This is a genomic window from Pseudomonas sp. M5A4_2d (assembly GCF_053345295.1).
In genome coordinates this window covers 546,768-571,697 of record NZ_JBKEZW010000002.1, presented here as the reverse complement: position 1 = coordinate 571,697, position 24,930 = coordinate 546,768, and the positions used below count along the sequence as shown (strand labels likewise).

23 protein-coding genes are annotated in these 24,930 nt (G+C 58.0%); 7 read left to right on the top strand and 16 right to left on the bottom strand.

Annotation, left to right across the window (positions count from 1 at the left end; all coding sequences use genetic code 11):
* Nucleotides 1–11: 11 nt before the first annotated feature.
* The 14 genes from ACLBW8_RS09630 to aspA all read right to left on the bottom strand — a co-directional run bounded on the left by ACLBW8_RS09630 (nt 12) and on the right by aspA (nt 16,362).
* Nucleotides 12–1,103 carry a polyamine ABC transporter substrate-binding protein gene (locus ACLBW8_RS09630; protein ID WP_064454775.1) on the bottom strand — a complete coding sequence of 364 codons (1,092 nt, stop codon included), beginning with the start codon at nt 1,101–1,103 and terminating at the stop codon, nt 12–14.
* Nucleotides 1,100–2,134 carry a histone deacetylase family protein gene (locus tag ACLBW8_RS09625; protein WP_447805241.1) on the bottom strand — a complete coding sequence of 345 codons (1,035 nt, stop codon included), beginning with the start codon at nt 2,132–2,134 and terminating at the stop codon, nt 1,100–1,102. The genes ACLBW8_RS09630 and ACLBW8_RS09625 overlap by 4 nt, the downstream gene beginning before the upstream one ends.
* A gap of 153 nt (nt 2,135–2,287) precedes the next feature.
* Nucleotides 2,288–3,280 carry an AraC family transcriptional regulator gene (locus tag ACLBW8_RS09620; protein WP_447805240.1) on the bottom strand — a complete coding sequence of 331 codons (993 nt, stop codon included), beginning with the start codon at nt 3,278–3,280 and terminating at the stop codon, nt 2,288–2,290.
* A gap of 50 nt (nt 3,281–3,330) precedes the next feature.
* The gene (locus ACLBW8_RS09615; RefSeq protein ID WP_447805239.1) at nt 3,331–4,308 is read right to left on the bottom strand and encodes an asparaginase; all 978 of its coding nucleotides are present in this window, start codon (nt 4,306–4,308) and stop codon (nt 3,331–3,333) included.
* An 86-nt stretch (nt 4,309–4,394) separates the two neighbouring features.
* Entirely contained in the window at nt 4,395–5,846 is a 1,452-nt protein-coding gene (locus ACLBW8_RS09610; protein ID WP_221295920.1) for an alanine/glycine:cation symporter family protein, read from the bottom strand.
* A gap of 307 nt (nt 5,847–6,153) precedes the next feature.
* The gene (locus ACLBW8_RS09605; RefSeq protein WP_064454770.1) at nt 6,154–6,603 is read right to left on the bottom strand and encodes a GNAT family N-acetyltransferase; all 450 of its coding nucleotides are present in this window, start codon (nt 6,601–6,603) and stop codon (nt 6,154–6,156) included.
* Nucleotides 6,590–7,810 carry an MFS transporter gene (locus ACLBW8_RS09600; protein WP_447805238.1) on the bottom strand — a complete coding sequence of 407 codons (1,221 nt, stop codon included), beginning with the start codon at nt 7,808–7,810 and terminating at the stop codon, nt 6,590–6,592. The genes ACLBW8_RS09605 and ACLBW8_RS09600 overlap by 14 nt, the downstream gene beginning before the upstream one ends.
* A complete protein-coding gene (locus ACLBW8_RS09595; RefSeq protein ID WP_447805237.1) occupies nt 7,807–8,958 on the bottom strand; it encodes an ATP-grasp domain-containing protein in 1,152 nt (383 codons plus the stop codon). The genes ACLBW8_RS09600 and ACLBW8_RS09595 overlap by 4 nt, the downstream gene beginning before the upstream one ends.
* Before the next feature lie 3 nt (nt 8,959–8,961).
* On the bottom strand, nt 8,962–10,197 hold the full coding sequence (locus ACLBW8_RS09590) for an aminotransferase class III-fold pyridoxal phosphate-dependent enzyme (protein WP_447805236.1): 1,236 nt from the start codon (nt 10,195–10,197) through the stop codon (nt 8,962–8,964).
* Nucleotides 10,194–11,600 (bottom strand): hypothetical protein, encoded by a 1,407-nt coding sequence (locus ACLBW8_RS09585; protein ID WP_447805235.1) that lies wholly within the window; start codon nt 11,598–11,600, stop codon nt 10,194–10,196. Before ACLBW8_RS09585 ends, ACLBW8_RS09590 begins: the two co-directional genes overlap by 4 nt.
* A 14-nt stretch (nt 11,601–11,614) precedes the next feature.
* The gene (locus ACLBW8_RS09580) at nt 11,615–12,604 is read right to left on the bottom strand and encodes an iron-containing redox enzyme family protein (protein WP_447805234.1); all 990 of its coding nucleotides are present in this window, start codon (nt 12,602–12,604) and stop codon (nt 11,615–11,617) included.
* The gene (locus tag ACLBW8_RS09575) at nt 12,594–13,601 is read right to left on the bottom strand and encodes an iron-containing redox enzyme family protein (RefSeq protein WP_447805233.1); all 1,008 of its coding nucleotides are present in this window, start codon (nt 13,599–13,601) and stop codon (nt 12,594–12,596) included. Before ACLBW8_RS09575 ends, ACLBW8_RS09580 begins: the two co-directional genes overlap by 11 nt.
* A 496-nt stretch (nt 13,602–14,097) precedes the next feature.
* Nucleotides 14,098–14,670: an Lrp/AsnC family transcriptional regulator gene (locus tag ACLBW8_RS09570; protein WP_447805232.1), complete on the bottom strand. Its 573-nt coding sequence runs from the start codon at nt 14,668–14,670 to the stop codon at nt 14,098–14,100.
* 267 nt (nt 14,671–14,937) lie between these two features.
* The gene (gene aspA, locus ACLBW8_RS09565; RefSeq protein WP_053258714.1) at nt 14,938–16,362 is read right to left on the bottom strand and encodes an aspartate ammonia-lyase; all 1,425 of its coding nucleotides are present in this window, start codon (nt 16,360–16,362) and stop codon (nt 14,938–14,940) included.
* A gap of 182 nt (nt 16,363–16,544) precedes the next feature.
* On the opposite strand from aspA, the gene ACLBW8_RS09560 reads away from it, so the two are divergent.
* The 5 genes from ACLBW8_RS09560 to ACLBW8_RS09540 all read left to right on the top strand — a co-directional run bounded on the left by ACLBW8_RS09560 (nt 16,545) and on the right by ACLBW8_RS09540 (nt 20,357).
* Nucleotides 16,545–17,453, top strand: a complete 909-nt coding sequence (locus ACLBW8_RS09560) for a LysR substrate-binding domain-containing protein (protein WP_064454769.1) — start codon at nt 16,545–16,547, stop codon at nt 17,451–17,453.
* Between the two features lie 348 nt (nt 17,454–17,801).
* Entirely contained in the window at nt 17,802–18,293 is a 492-nt protein-coding gene (purE, locus tag ACLBW8_RS09555; protein ID WP_003195648.1) for a 5-(carboxyamino)imidazole ribonucleotide mutase, read from the top strand.
* An 11-nt stretch (nt 18,294–18,304) separates the two neighbouring features.
* Complete coding sequence (locus ACLBW8_RS09550) at nt 18,305–19,390, top strand: 5-(carboxyamino)imidazole ribonucleotide synthase (RefSeq protein WP_053258711.1); 1,086 nt, start codon at nt 18,305–18,307, stop codon at nt 19,388–19,390.
* Between the two features lie 107 nt (nt 19,391–19,497).
* The gene (locus tag ACLBW8_RS09545) at nt 19,498–19,743 is read left to right on the top strand and encodes a GlsB/YeaQ/YmgE family stress response membrane protein (RefSeq protein WP_010168336.1); all 246 of its coding nucleotides are present in this window, start codon (nt 19,498–19,500) and stop codon (nt 19,741–19,743) included.
* Between the two features lie 77 nt (nt 19,744–19,820).
* Nucleotides 19,821–20,357, top strand: coding sequence for a DUF3299 domain-containing protein (locus ACLBW8_RS09540; RefSeq protein ID WP_447805231.1), 537 nt, complete (start codon nt 19,821–19,823; stop codon nt 20,355–20,357).
* Nucleotides 20,358–20,476: 119 nt separating this feature from the next.
* Here ACLBW8_RS09540 and ACLBW8_RS09535 read toward each other — a convergent pair whose 3' ends face one another.
* Entirely contained in the window at nt 20,477–21,376 is a 900-nt protein-coding gene (locus ACLBW8_RS09535; RefSeq protein WP_447805230.1) for a D-hexose-6-phosphate mutarotase, read from the bottom strand.
* Between the two features lie 57 nt (nt 21,377–21,433).
* A complete protein-coding gene (locus tag ACLBW8_RS09530; protein WP_003176975.1) occupies nt 21,434–21,838 on the bottom strand; it encodes an acyl-CoA thioesterase in 405 nt (134 codons plus the stop codon).
* A 455-nt stretch (nt 21,839–22,293) separates the two neighbouring features.
* Between ACLBW8_RS09530 and ACLBW8_RS09525 the strand changes: the two genes are divergently transcribed.
* Nucleotides 22,294–23,583: an MFS transporter gene (locus ACLBW8_RS09525; protein ID WP_064454766.1), complete on the top strand. Its 1,290-nt coding sequence runs from the start codon at nt 22,294–22,296 to the stop codon at nt 23,581–23,583.
* 250 nt (nt 23,584–23,833) lie between these two features.
* Nucleotides 23,834–24,820 carry a phosphate ABC transporter substrate-binding protein PstS gene (locus ACLBW8_RS09520; RefSeq protein ID WP_053258707.1) on the top strand — a complete coding sequence of 329 codons (987 nt, stop codon included), beginning with the start codon at nt 23,834–23,836 and terminating at the stop codon, nt 24,818–24,820.
* Nucleotides 24,821–24,930 lie beyond the last annotated feature (110 nt).

The window sequence follows — 24,930 nt, the reverse complement described above, 5'->3', positions numbered from 1 at the left end:
TGCCTGTCGGTTCAGGTCCCCGACTTGATCTTGGTCCAGGCCCGCGTTCTGGCCCGTTCCGCATCACGCCCCAATGGCTTCAAGGTATACAGCGTGGCCATGGCCGCCTCGGTTGGGTACAGATTGGGATTATTGCGAATTGCCGGGTCGACTAACTCGGTGGCGTCCTTGTTCGGGTTGGGGTAGCCGACAAAATCACTGATCGGCGCGATCACCTGGGGTTGCAGCAGGTAGTTGATAAAGGTGTAGGCGTCCTGCGGGTTTTGCGCGCCCTTGGGAATGGCGAGCATGTCGAACCAGATCGGCGCGCCTTCTTTGGGCAGGCGCATGTCCACGGTTACGCCATTTTTGGCCTCTTTGGCGCGGTTGGCGGCCTGGGAAAAGCTACCGGAATAACCCACGGCCACACAGATGTCGCCGTTGGCGATATCAGCCATGTATTTGGACGAGTGAAAGTAGGTGATGTAGGGGCGGATTTTCATCAACAGCGCCTCAGCCTTGACGTAATCCTTGGGGTTGCTGCTGTTGGGGTCCAGGCCCAGGTGTTGCAAGGCCAGGGGCAGGATTTCCGAGGGCGAATCCAGCAGGGCGACCCCGCATTGTTTGAGTTTGCTGATGTTCTCTTCCTTGAAGATCAGGTCCCAACTGTCCACCGGCGCGTTATCGCCCAACACCGCTTTGACCTTGGCCGGGTTGAAGCCGATCAGGATGGTGCCGTACATATAGGGCACGGCGAATTTATTGCCGGGGTCGTTGGCTTCGATCAGCTTCATCAGCTTGGGGTCGAGGTGGTTCCAGTTGGGCAACTGGCTCCGGTCCAGCGGCTGGAACACGCCGGCTTCGATCTGCTTGGCCAGGAACACGTTGGACGGCACCACTACGTCATAGCCCGAGTTGCCGGTGAGCAACTTGGCCTCAAGGGCTTCGTTGGTGTCGAAGATGTCGTACACCAGCTTGACCTGCGGGTGCTGTGCCTTGAAATCTTCAAGCGCCTTGGGGGTGATGTAGTCGAACCAGTTGTAGACCTTGAGGGTTTTCTCTTCGGCGTGGGCCGCGCCGCCGAGAACGGCTGCACAGAGGACGAGTGACTTGAGCATGTTCATTGGGTGGACTCCTCAAAACCTTCGAGCACGTTGACGGCGTTGATGCCGATTTCTTCCACGGCGTAGCCGCCTTCCATCACAAACAGCGTGGGTTTGCCCAAGCGGGCGATGCGCGCGCCCATCGCCAGGTAGTCCGGGCTGTCGAGTTTGAATTGCGAGATGGGGTCGTCTTTGAATGTATCCACACCCAGGGAAACGACGATGATGTCGGCGCCGTAGCGCTCAATCTCAGTGCAGGCTTCTTCGAGTGCCGCGCTCCAGCGATCCCAGCCGGAACCTGCCGGCAACGGGTAGTTGAAGTTGAAGCCTTCGCCGGCGTCTTCTCCCAGTTCGTCGGCATACCCCAGGAAAAACGGAAACTCCGCTTCTGGGTGCCCATGGATCGAGGTGAAGAGCACGTCGCTGCGGGCATAAAAAATCGACTGCGTGCCATTACCGTGGTGGTAATCCACGTCGAGAATCGCGACCTTTTTTTGGCCTTGGTCGAGGAATGCCTGAGCGGCAATGGCCGCGTTGTTGAGGTAGCAATAACCGCCCATCAAGTCGCTGGCGGCGTGGTGCCCCGGCGGGCGACACAGGGCAAAGGCGGCGTTTGCACCTTGTGCGATTGCCTGTTGCGCCGTCAGGGCGACTTGCGCGGCGCTGTAGGCCGCTTGCCAAGTGCCGGCGGTAATCGGTGCGCCGCCGTCAAAACTGTAATAACCCAGTTGGCCGTGCAGGCTGGCAGGCAGTACCCGGCGCAGGGTGCGGGCAGGCCAAGTGTAGGGCAGCAAGTCGCCGTCCTGGCCGAACTCGGTCCAGCGCGCCCAGGCACCTTTGAAGAAGTCGAGGTAGTCGCGGCTGTGAATGCGTTGCAGCGGTGCCAGGCCAAAGTCCTGCGGTGCCTGAACCGGGCCCAGCTCGCGGTCCTTGACCCGTTGCAACACATGATCGGCGCGTGATGGCATTTCGAAGCAGGGCATCAGTTGCCCGTCCATCAATTCGCAACGGCCGTGATGCAGGTGGTGATCGTCCGAGTAGATCGTCAGCATTTATTGTTCTCCGCAGGCTGTATCGGTGGATGCAGTCTTGCGGCGGGCGGGTTTTATGAGAATGGCAGGAGCGGCCAAAAGGGGATAAATCTGGCCAAATTATCTGTCCTCAATTCGCCCCGAAATGGCGCGGCCATGCTCCCTCAGCAGGCATCAGGGCCGGAACTGGCTGGGCGCCACGCCGCTCCAGCGCACGAAGGCGTGCCGAAAACTGGCGGTTTCACTGAAGCCGAGTTGCTCGGCGATCCGGTAGATGGGCAGTTCATCTTCGGCCAGCCATTGCTTGGCTCGCTCGAAGCGCAGCTCGTCGAGCAGTTCCTGGTAGCTGCAGCCCAGGTCATGCAGGTGTCGACGCAAGGTACGGGCCGAGCAGTTCATCTGTTCGGCCAGGCCTTCGATCCCCGGTGCCGCGCCGAGTTGGCTGGCGAGCAGTTGGCGGATTCTGCCGAGCCAGGCCTGGCGACCGGTGAATTCCAGGTTCTGCTTGCGGCAACGCTCGGCCATGGCCTGGTGAGTGACCGCGTCGGCCAGAGGCAGGGGGTGGTCCAACCAGCGTTTGTCGAAGGCGAACGCGTTGGTGGTGGTTTCAAAATGCAGCGAGCATGCAAAGCACTCGCTGTAGCGTGCGTGATAATCCGGTGCGCTGTGTTCAAAGCGCGCGGCGAGCAGCGGCAGCGGTTGGCCGAGCAAGTCGTCGCAGATGACCTTCAGCGACGCCAGGCACAGTTCGACGTTGAACATCGCAAGGCTCGGGTTTTCCCGGTAGTCGCTGGCGGTGAACCAGATGCGCTCAGCGTCTTCTTCAAGGCTGAGCTCGAAAAGTGTTCCCAGCAGCGCCGGATAACGCAACGCCAGGCGCAAAGCGTCACCGAAGGTGGCACTGGTGAGCAGGGCGTAACCGAGCATGCCGTAGGCCGAGACATGCATCTGCCGGCCCAACTCCAGGCCCACATCCCGACGCAGGGCCACGGCGTTGGCGCATACGCGCATTTCCTGATTGGTGGTGATGCGCGTGTCCGCGCGGCTCAAGTCCGCCGTACAGATGCCACTGCCGGCCAGCAGCGCTTCAAAGGGCAAGCCTTCGGCCTTGAACGTGCTGAGGACCAGGGAAACGGCATTGAGGGTGGTGAGGTGGGAGTGCAGCATGGGAACTTCCAGCCAGGGGATGGCTGGAAGTGGAGCAAGTTACATGCCGGTCAGCTCAGTTCGCCGCACAGGTCCAGTTCTACCAGGCGGCGTACTTCGCTGGTCGCCAGCCCGGCACCCAGCAGCACCTGCAGCTTGCCGAACACCGCTTCGCGCGTCATGCCGCCACCGGACAGCACGCCCACGCCGCGCAGACGGCTGCCGGCTTCGTAGACGTCGAGTTCCACGCCGCCTTCATGGCATTGGGTGATCGCCACCACCACCACGCCCAGGTCCTGCGCGCGTTTGAGGCTGGCGAGGAACGCCGGGTTATCGCTCGGCCCAGTGCCGCTGCCGAAGCATTCCAGCACCAACGCCTGAATGCCGCTGTCGATCAGTGCGTCCAGTTGCGCGGCGGCGATACCCGGTACCAGCGGCAGCACGCCGACGTTGGCCAGCGCTTTGGGTTGGCGATAATCCAGGGCTGGCGGCAGTGCATCGGCCTTGGCTACGCCGCCATTGCGCTGCAAGGCGGCAAATGGATGGCGACCAAAGCTGCGAATCTTCGCGCATCGGGTCGGTGCCATCAGCGCGCCGTGGAAGTACAGCTGCACGCCCGGTGCCAGGCCTTCGCCCAATGCCAGCAGGGCGCCGTTGACGTTTTCCCAGGCATCGCTGTCTGGCACGCCGGCAGGCAACATGGAACCGGTGAACACCACCGGCGCCGGCAGGCCCAGCAGTTGGAAACTCATCGCCGCGGCGCTGTAGGCCAGCGTATCGGTGCCGTGCAGGATCAGCACGGCGTCGCAGCCGTCTTCCACGGCTTCAATCACAGCGGTGCGCAGGCGCTGCCAGTAGGCGGGGGTCATGTTGGCGCTGTCGATCAGCGGCGCCATTTCCCGGAAGCGCCAGGCAGGCACTGGCAGGTCGGCAAGCTGTTCGCGCATGCGCGCCTCGAAGCCGGAAGCCGGGGCCAGGCCGTTGGCGCTGGCTTGCATGCCGATGGTGCCGCCGGTGTAGAGCACCATGATGTTGTTAGCTTTGGACATCGAGAATTCTCCTGAACGAAAAACGCCGCCGGGCCCAGAGCATGCCCAAGGCCGGGCGGCGTGTCATCTATCTAGGCTTTCTACGCTCAGCGTTGCGCTTGAGCGTTCAGTTCAGCCGATGCTTGAGCGCCAGGCTCAGGCGTCGCCGGGTTTGCCGGCCACGCTTTGCGGTCCAGGTCCAGGTCAGGGAACTTGCTGGAGTCGAACACTGGCGTCTTGATGCCCGCAGCCCGCTGGCCGTCGTAGTCATTCAGGATGCGCATGGCGATCTTGAACAGGAACGCCAGGGCGAACAGGTTGACGAACGCCAGCATGGTCATGGTGATGTCGGCGAAGGCGAACACGGTACCCAGGTTCTCGATGGAGCCCCAGAAAATCAGCACCAGCACCAGCGCACGATAGCCCATCAGCACCTTGCGGTTGTTGCCCACCAGGAAGCGCAGGTTGCTCTCACCGAGGTAGTAGTTGTACATGATCGAGGTGAACACGAACAACGCCAGGGCCACCGAGATGAACATGCGGCCCCAGTCGCCGACCACGGCTGCCAGGGAGTTCTGGGTCAGGGCAATGCCGTCGCCCTCAAAACCTGGGGTGTAGAAACCGGAGAGCAGGATCAGCAACGCGGTGCAGGTGCAGATCACGAAAGTGTCGAGGAACACGCTGAATGCCTGGACCACGCCTTGGGCGATCGGGTGTTCTACCGAGGCCACGGCTGCCACGTTAGGCGCACTGCCCAAACCGGCTTCGTTGGCGAACACGCCGCGCTTCACACCCATGATGATTGCGCTGCCCACCAGGCCACCGAAGGCTTGGTCTAGGCCGAAAGCGCTCTTGACGATGGTCGCGAGCATGGCCGGCACGTGGTCGAATTGCAGCACGATCACGTAGAGGGTCACGGCGATGTAGACCAGGGTCTTGACCGGCACCAGCAGGTCGGCGATCGAGGCGATACGCTTGATCCCGCCGATGAACACCAGGCCCAGCAATACGGCCAGCGCGAGGCCGGTGTAGGTGGTGTCGAGGCCAAAAGCATTGTTCAGCGAGTGGGTCACGGCGTGGGCTTGCAGGCCGTTGAAGGCGAAACCGAAGGTCACCAGCAACAGGAACGCCATGACCATACCCAGCCAGCGCTTATGCAGGCCGTGCTGGATGTAGTAGGCCGGGCCACCACGGTAGGTGCCTTCAGCGTCGGTGCGCTTATACAGCTGGCCGAGCGAGCATTCGATAAAGCTCGAGGACATGCCCACCAGCGCGGTGACCCACATCCAGAACACGGCACCCGGGCCACCCAGGGTGACGGCAATGCCGACACCGGCGATGTTACCGGCACCGACGCGGCCGGCCAGGCTGAGCATCAGCGCCTGGAACGAGCTGAGTTGGCCGGCGCTGCTCTTCAGGCTGTCTTTAAACACCGAGAACATGTGGAAAAAGTGACGCAATTGAACGAAACGCGAGCGGATCGTGAAATAACCGCCGAGCCCGACAATGAGCACGATCAGTACTTTCCCTGAGAGGAAGTCGTTGATGACTTCGAGCATGGAGTGTTCCTCGCTGATTTTTCTAATGGCAAACGCAGGACGGTCCGACGCGTCGCTCAGCACCAGGCAGTGCACGACGCTTCGCCCCAATCCTTTTGCGGGTGTTGTTATTCATGCGCTTTCGCGTTGTATCCGGGCCTCGTTACCGACGGCCGCAGACGCGAAGAGGGGCCGCACTATACCTAGCCGAACGGCATACGTCTGCATGAGGCGATTAAAGGAAGATGCAGCGGTCAGTGACCACCGGCTTATGGACCGATGAACGCTCACGCCTGGGGCGGTTCCCCAGGCGGGGTTTAACGAGGTTTCAGCGCTGGTAGATATCGGAGCGGAAGACTTGCCAGATGTAGTTCGGTTGGTTAACCGGCACAAAGCCCATCTTTTCATACAGCCACGGCGCTGTCGTAGTGGCCAGTATGATGCGGCGCAGCTGCTCGGCCTCGGGGCCCGCCAGTATGCCTTCGGACACCCAGCGGCCCAGGCCTTTACCTTGATATTGTTCGTCGACAAACACATCGCACAAATAGCCGAACGTCGCAAAATCCGTCACCAGCCGGGCAAAACCGACTTGCCGCTCATGGTGATAGACGCCCATGCATAAACTGTTATCAATGCTTAATTGCACACGGTCACGGGTAATGCCTTTGGCCCACGTCGACTGGACGAGAAACCCATGGATAAAGTCCAGGTCCAGCAGGCGCTTGTCTGCGTTCAGGCGATAGCCCTCGGCAGTAAAAAAATCATCATTCTTTTTCATTATAAAGTTCCATTTTACTAAAGAATTTGACCCTGGCCGTGAGTGCGACAAGCCCTGCGCCCACCATAGCTAACAGCACATTCAAAAACCATAGATTGCGCTGGAAGGCTCCATCCTCCGTACTGAGTGCTCCTGCTATCAGGTTTCCGCTGACACTGCCTACCAGGCCTGCCAGCCCTAGCAAGGAGAAAGCGATTGCCAGGTAGTGCTTTTCGCTTCGACTGCCGGCCACGGTATCAATCGCTGGGTCAATGATTAACTCGCCCAGTGTGAAGAACGCGATGGCCAGCAAAAAAGGCGTACTGAGACTAGACATGCCGATGATCAGAAACGCCAGCACCATGAATAGAAAGCCAATAAAAATGGCAGCCCAGTGAGAAATGAAGCGCGATAAATACATATTGAGCGGCACTTGAAGGCCCATCACGACCAGGGCGTTGACCCAAAAGATATAGGTCACCATTTCATTGCCCCAACCCTGCGCGGCATGCAGCGGAAATGAATATTCGAGCTGGATATATAAAAAGCTGTAGAGCGCGTACAAAACCAGCAATAACAGAAAAAAAGGCTTAACCATCAAGCTCTTCACGCCGCTGATAAAGCTCGCCTTCTTAAGGTCCGCCACGATGGCCATGGCGGGTAATCGCAGGGTCAATAACAGAAACAGGGCAACTATCTGTACGGCGGCGGCGGCGATAAAAAACCCGACGACATTGAAATCCAGCATGGACGCGCCGATGGCGCTCCCAATGGCAACCCCCAGATTGTTGATGGTGCTACGCAGGGAAAACAGCAATAGCTGATCTTGCCCGGGCGTTAGCGTAGAGAGCAAAGCCTTGGAGGCGGGTGTAAAAAACGCTTTGCTTACGCCTAGCAGCAGGCTGAAACAACTCAGGTACAGCGCATCGTCGATCCCGCAGGCAAAGACCAGGTAGCAGATAATTTGCAGCCCGAGCCCCAGCCGCATCGCCAACAGTGGGCCTTTGGTGTGGCCAATATAGCCGCCCAGGAAAGAGGCACCATATTGGCCGACCAGGAAAAGTGTCAGCTGAGTGGCTGCGAAGGTCGGAGAAAAATGCAGGTACCGCACCAGGTAGACCATGAAAAACGGGATAACCGAGAAATACCCGATTGCCGTCAGCCATTGAATCAACAGCACGCGCATGGCCGACACCGGCAGCGCTCTTATCATCGTCAAGATATTCACGATATTTCAACCTCGAACTGACGCTCGACCTCAGTGATACGTCCGAGCAGTTCGGATCTTGAATCGGCCGAGACAATGAAGCTGCCGTACCGATCCGAGGAACTGGTCATTGGCGCTATCACCATCCCAGGGGAAAGCTTCCAGTCCAGCCAGTGAATATCCGCCGGCAAACTCCCTTGCCAGGCTTTGCAGTGCCGGACAATGCCCGGTGAGTACTCAAAGTAGTGGATGGCGGCGCAGCGACGATTAAGTAGTCGCACCTCGACGGGCAGGCCCAGCAACCTGTCAATCGAGGCCGAGATCATGTCGAAATCGGTAGCGAGTTCCACCAGGTTCCAGATCCTGTCACCGCCCGGCCGGTTATGGCACTCGATGATATGGAGCGCTTCATCGTGCAACTTGAACTCGATATGGCCCGGCCCGTTTCGTAGCCCGATCGCATCCAGCACCTGTTGTAGATAGCCCCACTGGGCGGGATTGATAAACGTCTGTGCAGGATCAATGACATGACCGACTTCCACCACCCCGCAGGGCTGCGACAAGCGTTTCTCGGTCACCGCCAGTTTGAAGTGCTGGCCATCAATGCTGAAGGTTTCACAGCTGAATTCGCGGCCCTCGACATAGTCTTCGAGGATGCACCGATTGGAGGGCGAGCCAATCAGGTCACCCTCTTCAATAATGCGAACGCCCACACTTCCGGTGCCATCGACAGGCTTGAGCACTTTCTTGCCAGGTGCAATCAGCGGTTCGTCGATATCGCCAGGCCCCATCCATTCAAACGCCACCGTGTTCAGGCCCCTGCGCTCCAACGCCTGTCGGGTCATTAACTTGTCCCGGCAGGTAAAGGAGCAGTGCAGGTCGGGCCCAGGGACACCCAAGACCGATGCAAGTATCGACGCGCATTCCATACCCAACTCGGTAAACGAGTAAACCCCATCAAACGTGAATTGACGCTGTAACTCCAGTGCGCGTCTGACCAAGGCGTTGACGTCGTTGAAGTCCAGGAGGTTGGCCGGATCGATAAACCTGCGTTGGTAGGGGGTGACCCGAGCAGGTTCAGTGATCAGCACCACGTCAGCCTTGGCTTCGACTTTCTTCAGGTAATCATCGGTGGGCCCGAGCAACAAAACAGTTGGCTTGCTATCCATGGCTCAACACTCCGCCACTACTGCGCTGAATACGTCGATAAATCGGCTATAGCTGTCTGCATGCATCGTCAACGATGGAAGCACTTTTAAACAACTGGGTTTGTTGCTGCAGACCGTGGTCAATATTTGATTGGCGAACAGCGAATGCCAAACAAAAAAGCACGTCTGGGCATCGCAAAACTCCACGATGACGCAGGCGCCCAGTGCCTGAACCTGAAGCGGCGGGTCAACAGTCTGCGCCACACCATGCAGTGCCTGCACAAAGGCATTGCGACGTTGGACGGCAATGCTGTCAGCCAGGCATCTGTCGAGTAACGCCAGTGCAGTGAGGGCCACGCTGAAACCCAACGCATTATTGGCGAAGGTTGATCCCAGTATTTTCTGACAGCCCGGCCGACCGAAAATTGAATCGGCAATAGGCGCCCTGATGAGTAGGTGGGCACTGGGGAAGAAGGCGCCCGTCAATGACTTCGAGAGCAATAAGATGTCCGGTCGCACTGTCCAACCCAGTGCTTGCATCGCACTGTAGTGACCACAGCGTCCGAGTCCGGAAAAAATCTCGTCACAAATACTCACCGTTCCTGAAGCCGTGCAGGCATCCAGCAGCTGTTCAGCATCCTGCGCCGAACACCTGACGCCGCCACCGATGGCCTGAAAAGGTTCTATCAACATGGCCGCAAACGTCCCGCTGGCCAGCTCGCGCGTTGCCTGATGGATGTCGTCGAAATACACCACGTCCAGCGGGCAAGGCAGTGCTTCAAAGCCCTGGCGCCACAACTCATTATCGGTGAGGTGCATCGCCAGGCTGCTGCTGCCGTGAAAGCACCCACGGCGGACTAAAAGGCGAGAGCGGCCTGTGTGTATCAGCGCCGCCTTGATCGCGCCTTCCACAGCCTCGGTTCCGGTAGTCAGTGTGGATAGTCGCCAGGGGCCGCTCAGGTTCAGGCGCTCAATCAGCGCAATAGCCAACTGGGCCGAAAAATCATTGAGCCCCAGCGGTGTGACGCAGGGAATATCCGCCTCCAGGGCGGTAAATAACGCTTCCTTGAGCTCCTGGCGGTTATGGCCGAATATCGCTGCGCCGTAATGACCCACCAAATCCAGCCAAGGGGTCATTGAGTCGTCGTATAAATACTCATCCTTGGCACGTACAAATACCGGCTGTTCCCCCAGTTGGTGCAGGACCTCACTCCAATGAGGGTTGATGAACGCTTCATAGCGCGCAATCAAGGCGCTCATGCAATGTAATCAAGCATGCGGTGATTGATGGCTGGCATTTGCAAGGTGATGTGGAAGTCATGGAGCTGCTCCCACGCGCGAATATTCAGGTCCAGGAGCAAGGCATAAGCATTGGCCGCCGTTTGTTGTTCTTCGATGCTCAACTCACCGACTTCGGCCAGCATGATTCTGGAAATGTACTGATGGCCCAGCTTGTCGTTGAGCGACTCGTGTTTGCGCGATGTTTTGTTGAACAACGGCGTAGCGTTGTTCGCCGCGGACAACTCATTCAACAAATTAACCTGGCCAGGCAAGCCTTCGGTAATGGTTGCCGCAGCAAAATAAGCCACCAGTTCTTTGGAGGCCAGGCAGGTGTAGAGATCGCAAACCAGTTGGCCAAAGGGGGTCGGTAGCGACGAATGGAGCTGCGCTTCCGTCATTCCCAACGCCTTACAGGTCTTTAATTCATAGAGCTCGTGACCCGCTTCTTCCATGTAATAACGGCGCGCCAGTTTCTTCAACGGGCGAGGCAGGCGTTGCGCGATGGCCGGTGAGATGAGATCTACAAATCGATCTGTAATGTAGTATTCCTGCGCGTAGCTGGCGGCAATCAAGGCATCACGACCAGGACCGGTCCTGGCCAGTGCCTGCTGATACTGGCTGGGTGCTACGTGCTCCATGAAATCCAGTCCCCAGCGCTCCAGGCGGACAGCCAGGTTGACCCCGGAGTCTATTTCCTCGATATGCAGTGCCGGAAAATCCACCTTGCGCGCATCGACTTTCTGGCTCCTGTTCAATAACCACACCAACACACTGAGACACTTTCTGAGCTCGCCGGCCCAAAAAGCGGAGTACTCGATGGAGGACTCGCTGGCATCGTGACCTGTCAGGGCGTTCAGTAGCTTTTTCGCCGCCCTGACAGCGGGGGGGCAGGTAACCGTCCAGCATAAAAGCGTCAGCTTGGTGTACTTGACATACACATGCCCGCTTTCGGCCAGCACATGCCTGACCGAGGTGTGGTGCAGGTTGTCGATAAAATCGAGCAATTGGTGGCACAGGGCGGGGTCATCAAAGTGCGTTGTCTGCAAAGCATCCAGGGCTTCCGCCAAACTGTCCTGGGTAATGTTTCGCTTACCCTGCAACGTATGTTCGGGGCTGGACTCGCGCACTAGCCCGGCTTCATTCAAATGATCAATCAGTGCGCGCACTTCATCTTGTTCATGGCGCTCGCTCAATGAGCGCCACTGTGCGTTGTCGGGGCTCTTAAGGTCCTGAACGGTGGCGATAAGTTCATCGCATGCCGGGCTTTCTATCACAAACTCGGAGCCGGACTCGCCCAGTTCAAAAACCCCGGCACCGGTCTTTTCAATATGGCCGACTTTCAAATAAGGCTTTTTAAATGCTTCCAGAGACCAGGAGTCCATAGCCTATCCTCGCATTAGTTGAAGAGTCTGAGATTGACGCCGTTAGCATAATGCGTACAAATTTGCCTGTCCCAGGCCGACATTAACTCTAACAGTGCACAGGTATGGATCAGTGTGACTCTGCATTCTTCTTCAGCAATCGCCGAATAGTGAACCAACAGCGAGTCAGTGATGGCGCCATGGTCGGCATCACTGTTCACTTCGGAATGCCCAATAATGGGTTTCCAGAAAGCGTCTGGTAGCCCCAGTCGTGAACAGGATTCAATAAACAGCTTATTGAACTCCGGGTACGGCTCTTCAAATAAAAACAACGCACTGATGAAACTGATGATGTGCTGGCGCGCATACACGCCCAGCGTTGAGTAGATGGCGAAGGTCGTGTCCAAAGGCGACGTCAGGGCTAACTGTGCACGTTCAACGCCCACATGGCTCAACGCGTTAGCCAACAACGATTCGTGGTCATGTTCCTCAAGAAACAATTGTTTGATGCCCTGATAAACTTCGGGCGGGCTGTTGTGCGCCAGCGCAGGAGAAATTACCTTGGGCGCACTCTTGACGATATGATAATACTCAATGGCAAACCCGATTAACTGGGAGCGAGTGGCTGAGCCATCACGCATCTTTTCATACAGTGCCGAGTGACCAAGCTTGCCGTGAAGGGCGGCGGTCAACAGTTTGAGCTTTTTCGAAAACTCCACGCCTGACAGTACGCCCTGTATCACCGGGTATTGACCTTCGGTGAGCAAATAGTTTTTGTCGAGGTCGGCAATCAAGACTTCCAACTGCTCGTCAGGATAATGCGCTGCATGCTTGGCATAAAAGGCTTCGGTCGTCAGTGTGCCTTGCTGAAGATCCTGAATGACCAAGGTAAGTGACGTCGCATCGGCCTCCTCTAAAATAAGGCTTTGGTTTCGATAGTCCAGGTGATGTTCATCGGCGATTTTAGTGTAAACAACACCCTGACGAAGTTTTGGGTAGTTGAAGCGTTTAGCACTAGTTTGCATGCGCGGGTCCCCCGAGTGGCAAGCCTGACAGCGTTCTCAATAGCTCATGTGAGGTGGAGTAATGGTTCCAGACGGCGGTATGGAAATTGTCGTACAGCTCCACAAAAATATGAGTGTTGGCACGCATTTGTCGTAGCTGCTCGAGGGTGACCACGGGGATTTCCCTGAACAGCTCCCGGGTCAGCACGCCATGCTCGGCACCAATGTTGATGTTGGCATGATCGAGGATGGGCTTGATAAATTCGGGGCTTATTTTTTTGCTGTTCTGCATAGCAAGAATAAAACTATCAACCTCAATATCCTTGCCTTCGAGCACACCCATCGTGGTGAAAAAAAACAGCGGGTCGTTTGCCGCCCAGTAAGCCAGCGCATTACAAAGTGCAAGGGTTTCAGGGAGAGGGATCGTTTCTTTGATACTTTCGCGCGACACACCGAGGGTTTGCAAGGCTTTAAATATCAGCTCGTCGTGGCCGTATTCCTCGGCATAAAACGCGTTCATTATTAAACGGGCTTTTGTGGAGGCAACGAAATTGAGTACGGGAGAATCAAACCAGCTTTCTCGGAAGAGAAAATGAAAGTTCTCGATGGCCATACCATAATAGACATTCTGAGGAACCGTTTCGGGTTGCTGCATGGCCAACCAGAATTTGTTCTTATACAGATGATCATGAAGCAGTTGTGCCTGCAGGTCTTCGATCTCTAGAATCGCTTCATCACCACTGACAAACTGCGCACCGGACGCTTGCTTGAACGCCAGATTGGCGTCGCCCAGCGCCGTTATCAAATCATGGATTTCATGGGGGTCGAGTTGCGTGTTTTGCTCGCACACTGCTGAAGTCGAGTGCTCGCCATCAAACATGGAGAGTGCCCTGTTCCACTCCAGGTAATCGCCCTGCAGGTTCTGTATTTCGTGTTCGATACCAGAAGCCACATAAAGCTTTACAGCGTCGTCGTTACTTTTTGAGAAACGACCGTAAGTTACATACCTATCGCCCATGACGGTCCATCCTATTTTCCATGGATAAACCGGGCAACCTAAGTTGCCCGGCACGGCGCTACGTTACAGGTGGGCGGCCATCAGGATCGGACGATCACTTTTGGCTTTGATCACAATCTTTTTCGGCGTGGCGACAACGGGCTCTTGAGGGCGCTGAACTTCTGTAGTGTTGGACATTGAGTATTCCTCATCAGATAGATTATGGGCGAGCCACCTTCAACGGGCGCTATCTACGTAGCTCACATACACAGGTTCGCTACGCAATACCTGACCCCGGCTCACCCGAAATACTTCCACACGCTGAACAAAATAAAATTGCTAAATTCGTCATGAAACTCTGAAAATACGCAAAAATATTCCATTCTGATGTGTCGAATTGAAATATTCTTCCTGGTTTTTGATTTTTTCTAACTGTAACAATGAGTTACGAAAGGTGCTGTCGGCGACTGCTCCTCGTAACGAAAAGCAGTGCCTGTTGCCTGTTAATACTGCCGAGCTAGATGCACTCGGCCAACGGCAGTAAGTTACTTTTATGCACTTCGCGCAATGTAATGGAGGTTTTTATTTGCTTCACGCAGTCGATATCACGCAGTGTATTTTCAATAAAAAACGTACACGCCTGAATGTTCTTGCAGACCAGTTGTATTAAGAAATCATAGTCGCCAGTGACATTGTATAAACCCATCACTTCGGGGCACGAGGTGATCTTGCGCTCCAGTTGGCGTGTCACTTCTTCCGTGTGGGTGTCGACGGAAACATGCAGGAAGGCAGTAATTTGAAAGCCTAGCGCCTCTTTGTTCAGGACTGCTTGATAGGCCGATATAAAGCCTTCTGCTTCAAGGCGTTTGACTCTGCGCCAGCAGGGGGTTTCGCTCATCGACATGACTTCAGCAAGCTTGGAGGTGGTGATCCGGCAGTCGGCCTGTATGAGGCTCAAAATTTTCATATCAACCGAATCGAGTTCAATCCTGGCTTTTTTCACGGTGGTGTCCTCCTTGACTCTTTTTATTACGAAAGTGGAAATCCCTTTTCGATTGCCATGCACGTTGCGTACCGTTTGGCTGTGCATGACAACGTTTCTGTCGCACGTTCCGCAGGTCACAAGTGCACAGTGTTTATGGCCGAACATTGCACGTTTAACAATGGGCAGAGATTAAGAATTTGTCTGGTCTGCAACGTCCGCGCAGGACTTCACACACGAAAAAGAGGGCGCTTGCTTTTGTAACTGTCGAGGCTTTACGACAGGCAAAAAAAAGGGCCTGGAGAATGGTTCTCCAAGCCCTCAAAAGGTGAGAGGTGTCTAGTCCCTCAACCTGGTGAGCGGTGCAACAAACGCTTAGGCCTTCAGCGGGACCAAACGTGGGGCAATCATGTTTTCGGGGCGCAGGATGTCGTCGAGCATGGCGTCGTCGAGCAAGCCTTCTTCGCGCACCAACTCCAGCACACCACGACCGCTTTCAAGGGCGATGCGCGCGATGCGGGTGGCGTTTTCATAACCGATGTACGGGTTCAGCGCGGTGACCAGGCCGATGGAGTGCTCCACCAGTTCGCGGCAGCGTGCTTCGTTGGCGGTGATACCGACGATGCAGTGCTCGCGCAGCATGTCCATGGCGCGTTGCAGCAGGCGGATCGAGTCGAAGATCTTGAACGCGATCAACGGCTCCATCACGTTCAGCTGCAGCTGGCCGCCTTCGGCTGCCATGGTCAGGGCCAGGTCGTTACCGATGACTTGGAACGCCACCTGGTTAACAGCTTCCGGGATCACCGGGTTGACCTTGCCGGGCATGATCGAGCTGCCTGGCTGGCGTGCCGGCAGGTTGATCTCGTTGATGCCGGTGCGTGGGCCGCTGGACAGCAGGCGCAGGTCGTTGCAGATCTTCGACAGTTTCACCGCGGTACGCTTGAGCATGCCGGAGAACAGCACGAAGGCGCCCATGTCGGAGGTGGCTTCGATCAAGTCGGCAGCCGGTACCAGCGGCTGGCCGCTGATCAGTGCCAAGCGCTGTACGGCCAGGGCCTGGTAGCGCGGATCGGCGTTGATGCCGGTGCCGATGGCGGTGCCGCCCAGGTTCACTTCGGTCAACAGCTCAGGCGCCAGGGTTTTCAGGCGGGCCAGGTCTTCACCGAGGGTGGTGGCGAAGGCGCGGAATTCCTGACCGAGGGTCATCGGCACGGCGTCTTGCAATTGGGTGCGGCCCATTTTCAGCACGTGGCTGAACTCGACGCCCTTGGCGGCGAACGCCTGGATCAGGCTGTCGAGGCTGGCCAGCAGCGCGTCATGGCCCAGCAGCAGACCCAAGCGGATCGCGGTCGGGTAGGCGTCGTTGGTCGACTGCGCCATGTTCACGTCGTTGTTGGGGTGCAGGTACTGATATTCGCCCTTGTTGTGGCCCATGGCCTCCAACGCGATGTTGGCGATGACTTCGTTGGCATTCATGTTGGTTGAAGTGCCAGCGCCGCCTTGAATCATGTCCACCACGAATTCTTCGTGGAAATCGCCACGGATCAGGCGGGCACAGGCTTCGCTGATGGCGGCGTGCTTGGCTTCGCTGAGCTGGCCCAACTCGCGGTTGGCGTCAGCGGCTGCTTGCTTGACCATTGCCAGGCCGACCACCAATTTCGGGTAATGCGAAATCGGAACGCCCGAGAGGCGGAAGTTATTCACCGCTCGCAGGGTCTGGATGCCGTAATACGCTTGAGCAGGTACTTCGAGTACGCCAAGCAGGTCTTTTTCTGTGCGGAATGATGCAGCGGAGGACATGACGGAAATCATCTCGATATGGACCCGGAACTGGCCGGAACGCTGCGAATGCTAGGCTTGTGGGAGTTTTTGGGCCAATGCTGTTAAACACTGGCCTATGCACAAACGGCATAATGCAGGTGTGACCCAGCTATCATGGCGGGCGTGTGTGCCAAAATGGTGCGTACCCGTGGGAGGAAGTGATGAACCTTGAGAGCAAATGGCTGGAAGACTTCAGCGCCTTGGCGGCGACTCGCAGCTTTTCCCAGGCGGCGGAGCGGCGCTTTGTTACCCAGCCAGCGTTCAGCCGTCGTATTCGTAGCCTGGAAGCTGCGCTCGGCTTGACCCTGGTCAACCGCTCGCGCACGCCAGTCGAATTGACGGCGGCGGGGCAGTTGTTCCTGGTGACTGCGCGCACGGTGGTCGAGCAACTCGGTGAAGTGCTGCGCCATTTGCATCACCTGGAAGGCGGGCAGGGCGAAGTCATGCAAGTGGCGGCCGCTCACTCTTTGGCATTGGGCTTCTTCCCACGCTGGATCGCGCAACTGCGCAACGAAGGGCTGAATATTGCTACACGGCTGGTCGCCACCAACGTCGGTGACGCGGTGCACGCCCTGCGTGAAGGCGGCTGCGATTTGATGCTGGCGTTCTACGACCCGGATGCCGCTATGCAGATGGACCCGGAGATCTTCCCGTCGCTGCACCTGGGCAATACCGAAATGCTCCCGGTGTGCGCAGCCGATGCCGACGGCAAGCCGTTGTTCGACCTGGAAGGCGAGGGCAGTGTGCCGCTGCTGGCCTACAGCGCCGGGGCCTTTCTCGGTCGCTCGGTGAACCTGTTGCTGCGCCAACGCGCACTGCGTTTTACCACGGTGTACGAAACCGCCATGGCCGACAGCCTCAAGAGCATGGCGCTGGAAGGCCTCGGCATTGCCTGGGTGCCCCAACTGAGCGTGCGGGCCGAACTGGCGCGCGGTGAACTGGTGGTCTGCGGCGGGCCGCAATGGCATGTACCGCTGGAAATTCGCTTGTATCGCTGCGCGTTGGTGCGCAAGGCGAACGTGCGGTTGTTGTGGCGTAAGTTGGAAGGTGGTGCTGCACAAGGCACCTGAAAGGGATGAAGATCAAATGTGGGAGCTGGCTTGCCTGCGATGCGGGCACCTCGATACATCAGGCATATTGAGGTGATGCTATCGCAGGCAAGCCAGCTCCCACATTGTTCCAAGTCCCATGGTTGATCGGCGGTGTTTTCGCTGACCTGAAAGTCAATAAAACCGCCGGTTTGCGCCGCTGGACAGATGGTCATTCCAGGGGCTGTTTATCTGGATTATTACGGTATACTGCGCGGCCTTCGGCCGGTCCAACCGGCCAAATTTCGTACAACAAGCCACGCCGGATTTCCCGCGTGGCTTGTTGTTTTTTGACGCGCCTGCGGGCGCCCAGAGAGAAGAGGCACGACGATGAGTGCATTGGTTGGCGTGATCATGGGCTCCAAGTCCGATTGGTCCACCCTTAGCCACACCGCCGATATGCTGGAAAAACTCGGCATTCCGTATGAAGTGAAAGTGGTCTCTGCCCACCGCACCCCGGATTTGCTGTTCCAGTATGCCGATGAAGCAGAATCCCGTGGCATCGAGGTGATCATCGCCGGTGCCGGCGGTGCGGCGCACCTGCCAGGCATGTGTGCGGCCAAGACCCACCTGCCGGTGCTCGGCGTGCCGGTGCAGTCGTCGATGCTCTCGGGCGTGGATTCGCTGTTGTCCATCGTGCAGATGCCGGCCGGTATCCCGGTGGCGACCCTGGCGATCGGCAAGGCCGGCGCTATCAACGCCGCGTTGTTGTCCGCCAGCATCCTGGGCGCCAAGCACCCGCAGTTCCATGCGGTGCTGAAAAAATTCCGTGCTGAGCAGACAGACAGCGTGCTGGACAATCCAGACCCACGCATCGCCTGAGGTTGTTGACGATGAAGATCGGTGTAATCGGTGGCGGCCAATTGGGCCGCATGCTGGCCTTGGCGGGAACCCCGCTGGGGATGAACTTTGCTTTCCTGGACCCGGCGCCCGACGCTTGCGCGGCGGCACTCGGCGAGCACCTGCGGGCTGACTACAGCGACCCGGATCACCTGCGCCAACTGGCCGACGAAGTCGACCTGGTGACCTTCGAGTTCGAAAGCGTCCCGGCCGAAACCGTGGCCTTCCTCTCGCAGTTCGTACCGGTGTACCCGAGCGCCGAAGCCTTGCGCATCGCGCGTGACCGCTGGTTCGAGAAGAGCATGTTCAAGGATTTGGGCATCCCGACGCCGGCGTTCGCCGACATCCAGTCCCAAGCCGACCTGGACGCCGCCGTTGCCTCCATCGGCCTGCCGGCCGTGCTGAAAACCCGCACCCTGGGTTACGACGGCAAGGGCCAGAAAGTCCTGCGCACGGCTGCCGATGTGGTCGGCACCTTCGCCGAGCTGGGCAGCGTTGCCTGCCTGCTGGAAGGTTTCGTGCCGTTCACCGGTGAAGTCTCCCTGATCGCCGTGCGTGCCCGTGATGGCGAAACCCGCTTCTACCCGTTGGTGCACAACACCCACGACAGCGGCATCCTCAAGCTGTCCGTGGCCAGCACTGACCATCCGTTGCAGGCCTTGGCCGAAGACTATTCCAGCCGTGTGCTCAAGCAGCTGGATTACGTCGGCGTGATGGCGTTCGAGTTCTTTGAAGTCGACGGTGGCCTCAAGGCCAACGAAATCGCCCCGCGCGTGCACAACTCCGGGCACTGGACCACCGAAGGCGCCGAGTGCAGCCAGTTCGAAAACCACCTGCGGGCGGTGGCGGGCTTGCCGTTGGGCTCCACGGCCAAAGTCGGTGAGAGCGCCATGCTCAACTTCATCGGTGTTGTACCGCCGGTGGAAAAAGTTATCGCCATCGACGACTGCCACCTGCATCACTACGGCAAGGCCTTCAAGGCCGGGCGCAAGGTCGGCCACGCCAACCTGCGCTGCAAGGACCGCGCGACCCTGCAAGGGCAGATCCTCAAGGTCGAAGCGCTGATCGCCGAGCAATAACCCGGGGGGCGGCGGGAACCATTGGTTGCCGCCGTCTCTCTGATTGCAGGATGGCAAAGCCTGACTAGGCTTTGGCATGACTCACATTCAATTCAGAGGGAAATGCCATGGGTATCATCGGAACCATTTTTATCGGCCTGATCGTCGGTCTGCTCGCGCGTTTCCTCAAGCCTGGCGACGACAGCATGGGTTGGATCATGACCATCCTGTTGGGTATCGCAGGTTCCCTGGTCGCCACTTATGGCGGTCAGGCCCTGGGCATCTACCAGGCGGGTCAAGGCGCAGGCTTTATCGGTGCGCTGATCGGCGCCATCGTGTTGCTGGTGATTTACGGTCTGCTGCGTAAAAAATAATTAAGCGACAAAGCCCTCTGCGCTGCGCAGGCGCAGAGGGCTAGAATGCTCGTCACTTGTAATTGCCGAGCCTCTCCATGCGCCGCCTTCTTTTGACTCTCCTTTTGTTGGGCTCCGGCCTGGCCCACGCTGGCGAACTGCCAGAAACCGATTGGCTCGAACTGATGCCGCTGTCGGATCAGAAAGCCCTCGAAGCCATGCCCGAGATCGACCACAACTCCCCCGAAGCCCAAGGCACGTTCACCGACAAAGGTGGCTTGAAGCAAAGCAAAGGCTTGCCGGCGGTGATGTATTCGACCAAGACCGTGGCCGCCATGAACGGCAAGAACATCCGTATCGGCGGTTACCCGGTGCCGTTGGAAACCGATGCCAAAGGCCGCAGCACGCTGTTCTTCCTGGTGCCTTACCCGGGCGCCTGCATCCATGTGCCGCCACCGCCGCCTAACCAGTTGGTGCTGGTGCGTTATCCCAAGGGGTTGAAGCTGGATGATATCTACACGCCGCTGTGGGTCACGGGCACGTTGAAGGTGGAGAAGGTGAATAACGATTTGGCGGATGCGGCGTATGCGCTGGATGCGGGGAAAGTGCGGGTGGTGAAGGAATCGGATCTTTAAGCTGACGCAGAACCCAATGTGGGAGCGGGCTTGCTCGCGAATGCAGGGTGTCAGTCACTGCATGTGTGGCTGACACACCGTATTCGCGAGCAAGCCCGCTCCCACATTTTTGATTGGGTTTACAGGGCGAGACTGATGATGCTTACGCCCAAGGTATGGCTTTCACCCGGCGCCAAGCTCACCACATCATCCAGCACATTCGCTGTCTCGATGCACAGCATGCCCTGCCAGCCATCATCGGCCATGTCGTCGAACGCCTTGGCGCGTTCGGTCCAGGGGTTCCAGATCACCGTCGAGTTCGAGCCCTGGCTGGTGAGCTCGATGCGGCGCTGCCAGTCTTTATCGACAATGTTCAACTGCGCCGGGGTATTGAGGTAGATACGGTCGGTCTCGGCCGTGAAGTGCAGCAACCCGGATTGCTGTTTGTTGCTCCAGCCGTCGGCGGTGTCGATATACGCCAGCCCGTCCAGGCCTCCGACCTGTACGTTGCGCACGTCGCTCACGGCGAAATAGGTGTGCAGCGCCTGGCTGAGGGTTACCGTATCGGTGCCACGGTTGTGGCTGGTCAGCTGGATATGCAGTTGATCGTCCAGCAGCAGGCTCAGCTTCAGGTCGACCTGATGGGGCCAGCCGGGGAAACCGCCTGCAGGCACTGGCAATACCAGGTCGACGCGCACTGCATCGCCTTCAATCGTGGTCCCGGCCAATTCCCAGCGTGCAGTCCGTACAAAACCGTGGGCGCCGGCAGGTTGATCGCTCTGGCGCATCGTTTGTACGCTTTGCGGGTTACGGTCGAACACGCCGAACCAAGGCCAGCACACCGGCACGCCGGTACGAATGCCTTTGCCCTGCTTGAACACCGCCTCGGGGTTCGGCCAGATCAACGGCTGCTCGCCCTGACGCTGGTAACTGAAGATATGTGCGCCCTGTTGGGCCACCAGCAGTTCGGCGCCGTTGTGACGGATGCGCCAGCAGTCCAGCTCGTCGATTTTCACGGTTTCAACGTGGGGCGTAGGCATACAGAGCACTCTTTATGGCAGGCAATGGGGCAATTGACCGTCAAAACCCGGCGAGGTTTAACGTGCGCGTGACGGCACCGAACGCGTGCGGCCGCTGCCATCAATCGCGACGAACACAAACACCGCCTCGGTGACTTTGCGCCATTCGCTGGACAGCGGGTCATCGCTCCAGACTTCGACCATCATCTGGATCGAACTGCGGCCGATTTCCAGAGCCTGGGTATAGAAGGACAATTGCGCGCCCACCGCCACCGGTACCAGGAACGCCATGCGATCGATGGCCACGGTGGCCACACGTCCGCCCGCTACCTTGCTGGCCATGGCCGTACCGGCCAGGTCCATCTGCGCAACCAGCCAGCCGCCGAAAATATCGCCAAAACCGTTGGTTTCACGCGGGAGGGCGGTGATTTGCAGGGCGAGATCGCCCTGCGGGATAGGATCTTCTTGTTCGAGTTCGATCATGCCGAGGGTGCCTCTGACCCGTGACGCTTCATGGGTATTTCAAGTGGATAGCCGTCTTCCGGAAAAACGTTTCAGCACCAACATACACCGCTCGATACGTTTCTCATAAGGCGTACTAAAGGGAAACTCTGCCAAATCGGCTGGATGGCACCCAACGACGTTTTGGCACAGCAGCCCGTCAAGACAGCGGGTTTGGCGCTTGCACGGGCCGAGTATATCGAGACCCTGGCGCCGCGACGACCTCCCGGCACTCATTTGGTCGGCAAATCGCGGCTGTAATGCGGCTTTTTCCCGCAACTGTGCTTCTGATGGCTAATAAAGCGCAGGAACGGGGAATAACGCGCGCCTTTAAACTGTTATTCGGAGGGCGCTGTGCTTTTTCAAGCGATTTGCTATCTTGCCAGACCCGCCGCAAGTCCCGGGCTTGCCGTCACTACTATAAGAGAAGCCTTGCCATGTCCTCCGTGCCCGCAAGCAGTGCGCAACCGTCGCGCCCGCTCACCCGCAACGACTACAAAACCCTGTCACTGTCTGCCTTGGGCGGGGCGCTGGAATTTTACGACTTCATCATCTTTGTGTTTTTCGCCACCGTGGTCGGAAAACTGTTTTTCCCTGTCGACATGCCGGAATGGCTGCGCATGATGCAGACCTTCGGCATCTTCGCCGCCGGCTACCTGGCGCGGCCGTTGGGCGGCATCATCATGGCGCACTTCGGCGACTTGCTGGGTCGCAAGAAAATGTTCACCTTGAGCATCTTCATGATGGCCGTGCCGACCCTGATCATGGGCCTGCTGCCGACCTATGCGCAGATCGGCCTGTGGGCGCCGCTCCTGCTTCTGTTGATGCGCGTTATCCAGGGCGCGGCGATTGGCGGCGAAGTACCAGGCGCCTGGGTGTTCGTCTCCGAACACGTACCGCCGCGCCATATCGGCTACGCCTGCGGCACCCTGACCAGCGGCCTCACTGCCGGCATCCTGCTCGGCTCGCTGGTGGCCACCGCCATCAACACCCTTTATAGCCCGGAGCAAGTGTCGGATTACGCCTGGCGAATCCCGTTCCTGCTGGGTGGCGTGTTCGGCCTGCTCTCGGTGTACCTGCGCCGCTGGCTGCATGAAACGCCGATCTTCGCCGAAATGCAGCAACGCAAAACCCTGGCTGCCGAACTGCCCTTGCGCGCCGTATTGCGCGACCACCGTGGCGCCATCGTGCTGTCGATGTTGTTGACCTGGTTGCTGTCGGCCGGTGTTGTCGTGGTCATCCTGATGACCCCGACCGTGCTGCAAACCGTCTATCACTTCAGCCCGACCATCGCGCTGCAAGCCAACAGCCTGGCCATCGTTACCCTCAGCCTCGGCTGTGTCGCCTCCGGCGCCCTGGCCGACCGCTTTGGCGCCGGCCGCGTACTGGTCATCGGTTGCCTGTTGCTGTTGGCGACGTCGTGGACGCTTTACCACAGCCTGATCGATCACCCGAACTGGCTCTTCCCGCTGTACACCCTGACGGGTCTGTTTGTCGGCGTGATCGGCGTGGTGCCTTACGTGATGGTGAAAGCCTTCCCACCGGTAGTGCGTTTCAGCGGGTTGTCGTTTTCCTACAACGTCGCCTACGCCGTGTTTGGGGGGTTGACGCCGCTGGCGGTGTCGCTGCTGATGAAGGAAAGCCCCATGGGCCCTGCTTACTATGTCGCCGTGTTGTGCGTGATGGGGACGTTGGTCGGTGGGTACCTGTGGAAGCGCGGGCGGTAAGCCGATATTTGAAGATCGTTCCTACGCAGCTGTGTAGGAACGGTCATAGATTACAGAGTATTTCTGAAACACCGCTTCAAGCGCGTCAACCTCCTCGCAAGCCCCGTATTTATTGATCTTTCCCCTTCCTGTCAGGTTTTTCATAAATGCTGGCCTTTCATCTAATTGTCACATTGCGGACATAGAGTGTTCACACGGCCTACCGATACTTGGCCCCGATCCAACTATCCCTATCTGCTAGGAGCAAGGCATGAAACTGAAGCGTTTGATGGCGGCAATGACTTTTGTCGCTGCTGGCGTTGCGACCGCCCACGCGGTGGCCGCTGGTGTTGACCCGGCAATTCCGGCTTACGCCAAGACCACTGGCGTCTCGGGCAACTTGTCCAGCGTTGGTTCCGACACTCTGGCTAACCTGATGACCCTGTGGGCTGAGTCCTACAAAAAGGAATACCCGAACGTCAACATCCAGATTCAGGCTGCCGGCTCCGCCACTGCACCTCCTGCGCTGACTGAAGGCACCTCCAACCTGGGCCCGATGAGCCGCAAAATGAAGGACACCGAACTGGCGGCCTTCGAGCAGAAGTACGGCTACAAGCCAACCGCTATTCCGGTGGCTGTGGATGCCCTGGCTGTATTCGTGCACAAGGACAACCCGATCCAGCACCTGACCATGGAACAAGTCGACGCGATCTTCTCGTCTACTCGTCTGTGCGGCGCTAAAGCCGACGTGAAAACCTGGGGCGACCTGGGTGTGACCGGCGACCTGGCCAACAAGCCGGTGCAATTGTTCGGTCGTAACTCGGTATCCGGCACCTACGGCTACTTCAAAGAAGAAGCCCTGTGCAAAGGCGACTACAAGCCTAACGTGAACGAACAGCCAGGCTCGGCGTCGGTCGTGCAGTCGATCAGTTCCTCGCTGAACGGCATCGGTTACTCGGGCATCGGCTACAAGACTGCAAGCGTGAAGACCGTGGCCCTGGCCAAGAAAGGCAGCACTGACTTCATCGAAGACAGCGAAGAAAACGCCCTGAACGGCAAATACCCGCTGTCGCGTTTCCTCTACGTGTACGTCAACAAAGCCCCGAACAAGCCTCTGGCCCCGCTGGAAGCTGAGTTCGTGAAACTGGTTCTGTCCAAACAGGGCCAGGAAGTGGTCGTCAAAGACGGCTACATCCCACTGCCAGCCAAAGTTGCCGCCAAGGCCCTGGCTGACCTGGGTTTGAAAGAAGGCAACTAAGCCTGCAAGACCTGGTGTAGACGCATGTTTTTCTGTGGGAGCGGGCTTGCCCGCGATGCTGGCGACGCGGTTTAGAGTTGAACCGTATGACGCCATCGCGGGCAAAACCG

Excerpts from the sequence above, each read along its gene's own strand:
- ACLBW8_RS09625 (WP_447805241.1), bottom strand. The coding sequence starts at position 2,134 with ATGCTGACGATCTACTCGGACGATCACCACCTGCATCACGGCCGTTGC.
- ACLBW8_RS09630 (WP_064454775.1), bottom strand. The coding sequence starts at position 1,103 with ATGAACATGCTCAAGTCACTCGTCCTCTGTGCAGCCGTTCTCGGCGGC.
- ACLBW8_RS09585 (WP_447805235.1), bottom strand. The coding sequence starts at position 11,600 with ATGGACTCCTGGTCTCTGGAAGCATTTAAAAAGCCTTATTTGAAAGTC.
- ACLBW8_RS09520 (WP_053258707.1), top strand. The coding sequence starts at position 23,834 with ATGAAACTGAAGCGTTTGATGGCGGCAATGACTTTTGTCGCTGCTGGC.
- ACLBW8_RS09530 (WP_003176975.1), bottom strand. The coding sequence starts at position 21,838 with ATGATCGAACTCGAACAAGAAGATCCTATCCCGCAGGGCGATCTCGCC.
- ACLBW8_RS09580 (WP_447805234.1), bottom strand. The coding sequence starts at position 12,604 with ATGCAAACTAGTGCTAAACGCTTCAACTACCCAAAACTTCGTCAGGGT.
- ACLBW8_RS09570 (WP_447805232.1), bottom strand. The coding sequence starts at position 14,670 with ATGCACAGCCAAACGGTACGCAACGTGCATGGCAATCGAAAAGGGATT.
- ACLBW8_RS09620 (WP_447805240.1), bottom strand. The coding sequence starts at position 3,280 with ATGCTGCACTCCCACCTCACCACCCTCAATGCCGTTTCCCTGGTCCTC.
- ACLBW8_RS09615 (WP_447805239.1), bottom strand. The coding sequence starts at position 4,308 with ATGTCCAAAGCTAACAACATCATGGTGCTCTACACCGGCGGCACCATC.
- ACLBW8_RS09560 (WP_064454769.1), top strand. The coding sequence starts at position 16,545 with ATGAACCTTGAGAGCAAATGGCTGGAAGACTTCAGCGCCTTGGCGGCG.
- ACLBW8_RS09545 (WP_010168336.1), top strand. The coding sequence starts at position 19,498 with ATGGGTATCATCGGAACCATTTTTATCGGCCTGATCGTCGGTCTGCTC.
- ACLBW8_RS09525 (WP_064454766.1), top strand. The coding sequence starts at position 22,294 with ATGTCCTCCGTGCCCGCAAGCAGTGCGCAACCGTCGCGCCCGCTCACC.
- ACLBW8_RS09595 (WP_447805237.1), bottom strand. The coding sequence starts at position 8,958 with ATGGATAGCAAGCCAACTGTTTTGTTGCTCGGGCCCACCGATGATTAC.
- ACLBW8_RS09610 (WP_221295920.1), bottom strand. The coding sequence starts at position 5,846 with ATGCTCGAAGTCATCAACGACTTCCTCTCAGGGAAAGTACTGATCGTG.
- ACLBW8_RS09605 (WP_064454770.1), bottom strand. The coding sequence starts at position 6,603 with ATGAAAAAGAATGATGATTTTTTTACTGCCGAGGGCTATCGCCTGAAC.
- ACLBW8_RS09575 (WP_447805233.1), bottom strand. The coding sequence starts at position 13,601 with ATGGGCGATAGGTATGTAACTTACGGTCGTTTCTCAAAAAGTAACGAC.
- ACLBW8_RS09550 (WP_053258711.1), top strand. The coding sequence starts at position 18,305 with ATGAAGATCGGTGTAATCGGTGGCGGCCAATTGGGCCGCATGCTGGCC.
- ACLBW8_RS09540 (WP_447805231.1), top strand. The coding sequence starts at position 19,821 with ATGCGCCGCCTTCTTTTGACTCTCCTTTTGTTGGGCTCCGGCCTGGCC.
- purE (WP_003195648.1), top strand. The coding sequence starts at position 17,802 with ATGAGTGCATTGGTTGGCGTGATCATGGGCTCCAAGTCCGATTGGTCC.
- ACLBW8_RS09590 (WP_447805236.1), bottom strand. The coding sequence starts at position 10,197 with ATGAGCGCCTTGATTGCGCGCTATGAAGCGTTCATCAACCCTCATTGG.
- aspA (WP_053258714.1), bottom strand. The coding sequence starts at position 16,362 with ATGTCCTCCGCTGCATCATTCCGCACAGAAAAAGACCTGCTTGGCGTA.
- ACLBW8_RS09535 (WP_447805230.1), bottom strand. The coding sequence starts at position 21,376 with ATGCCTACGCCCCACGTTGAAACCGTGAAAATCGACGAGCTGGACTGC.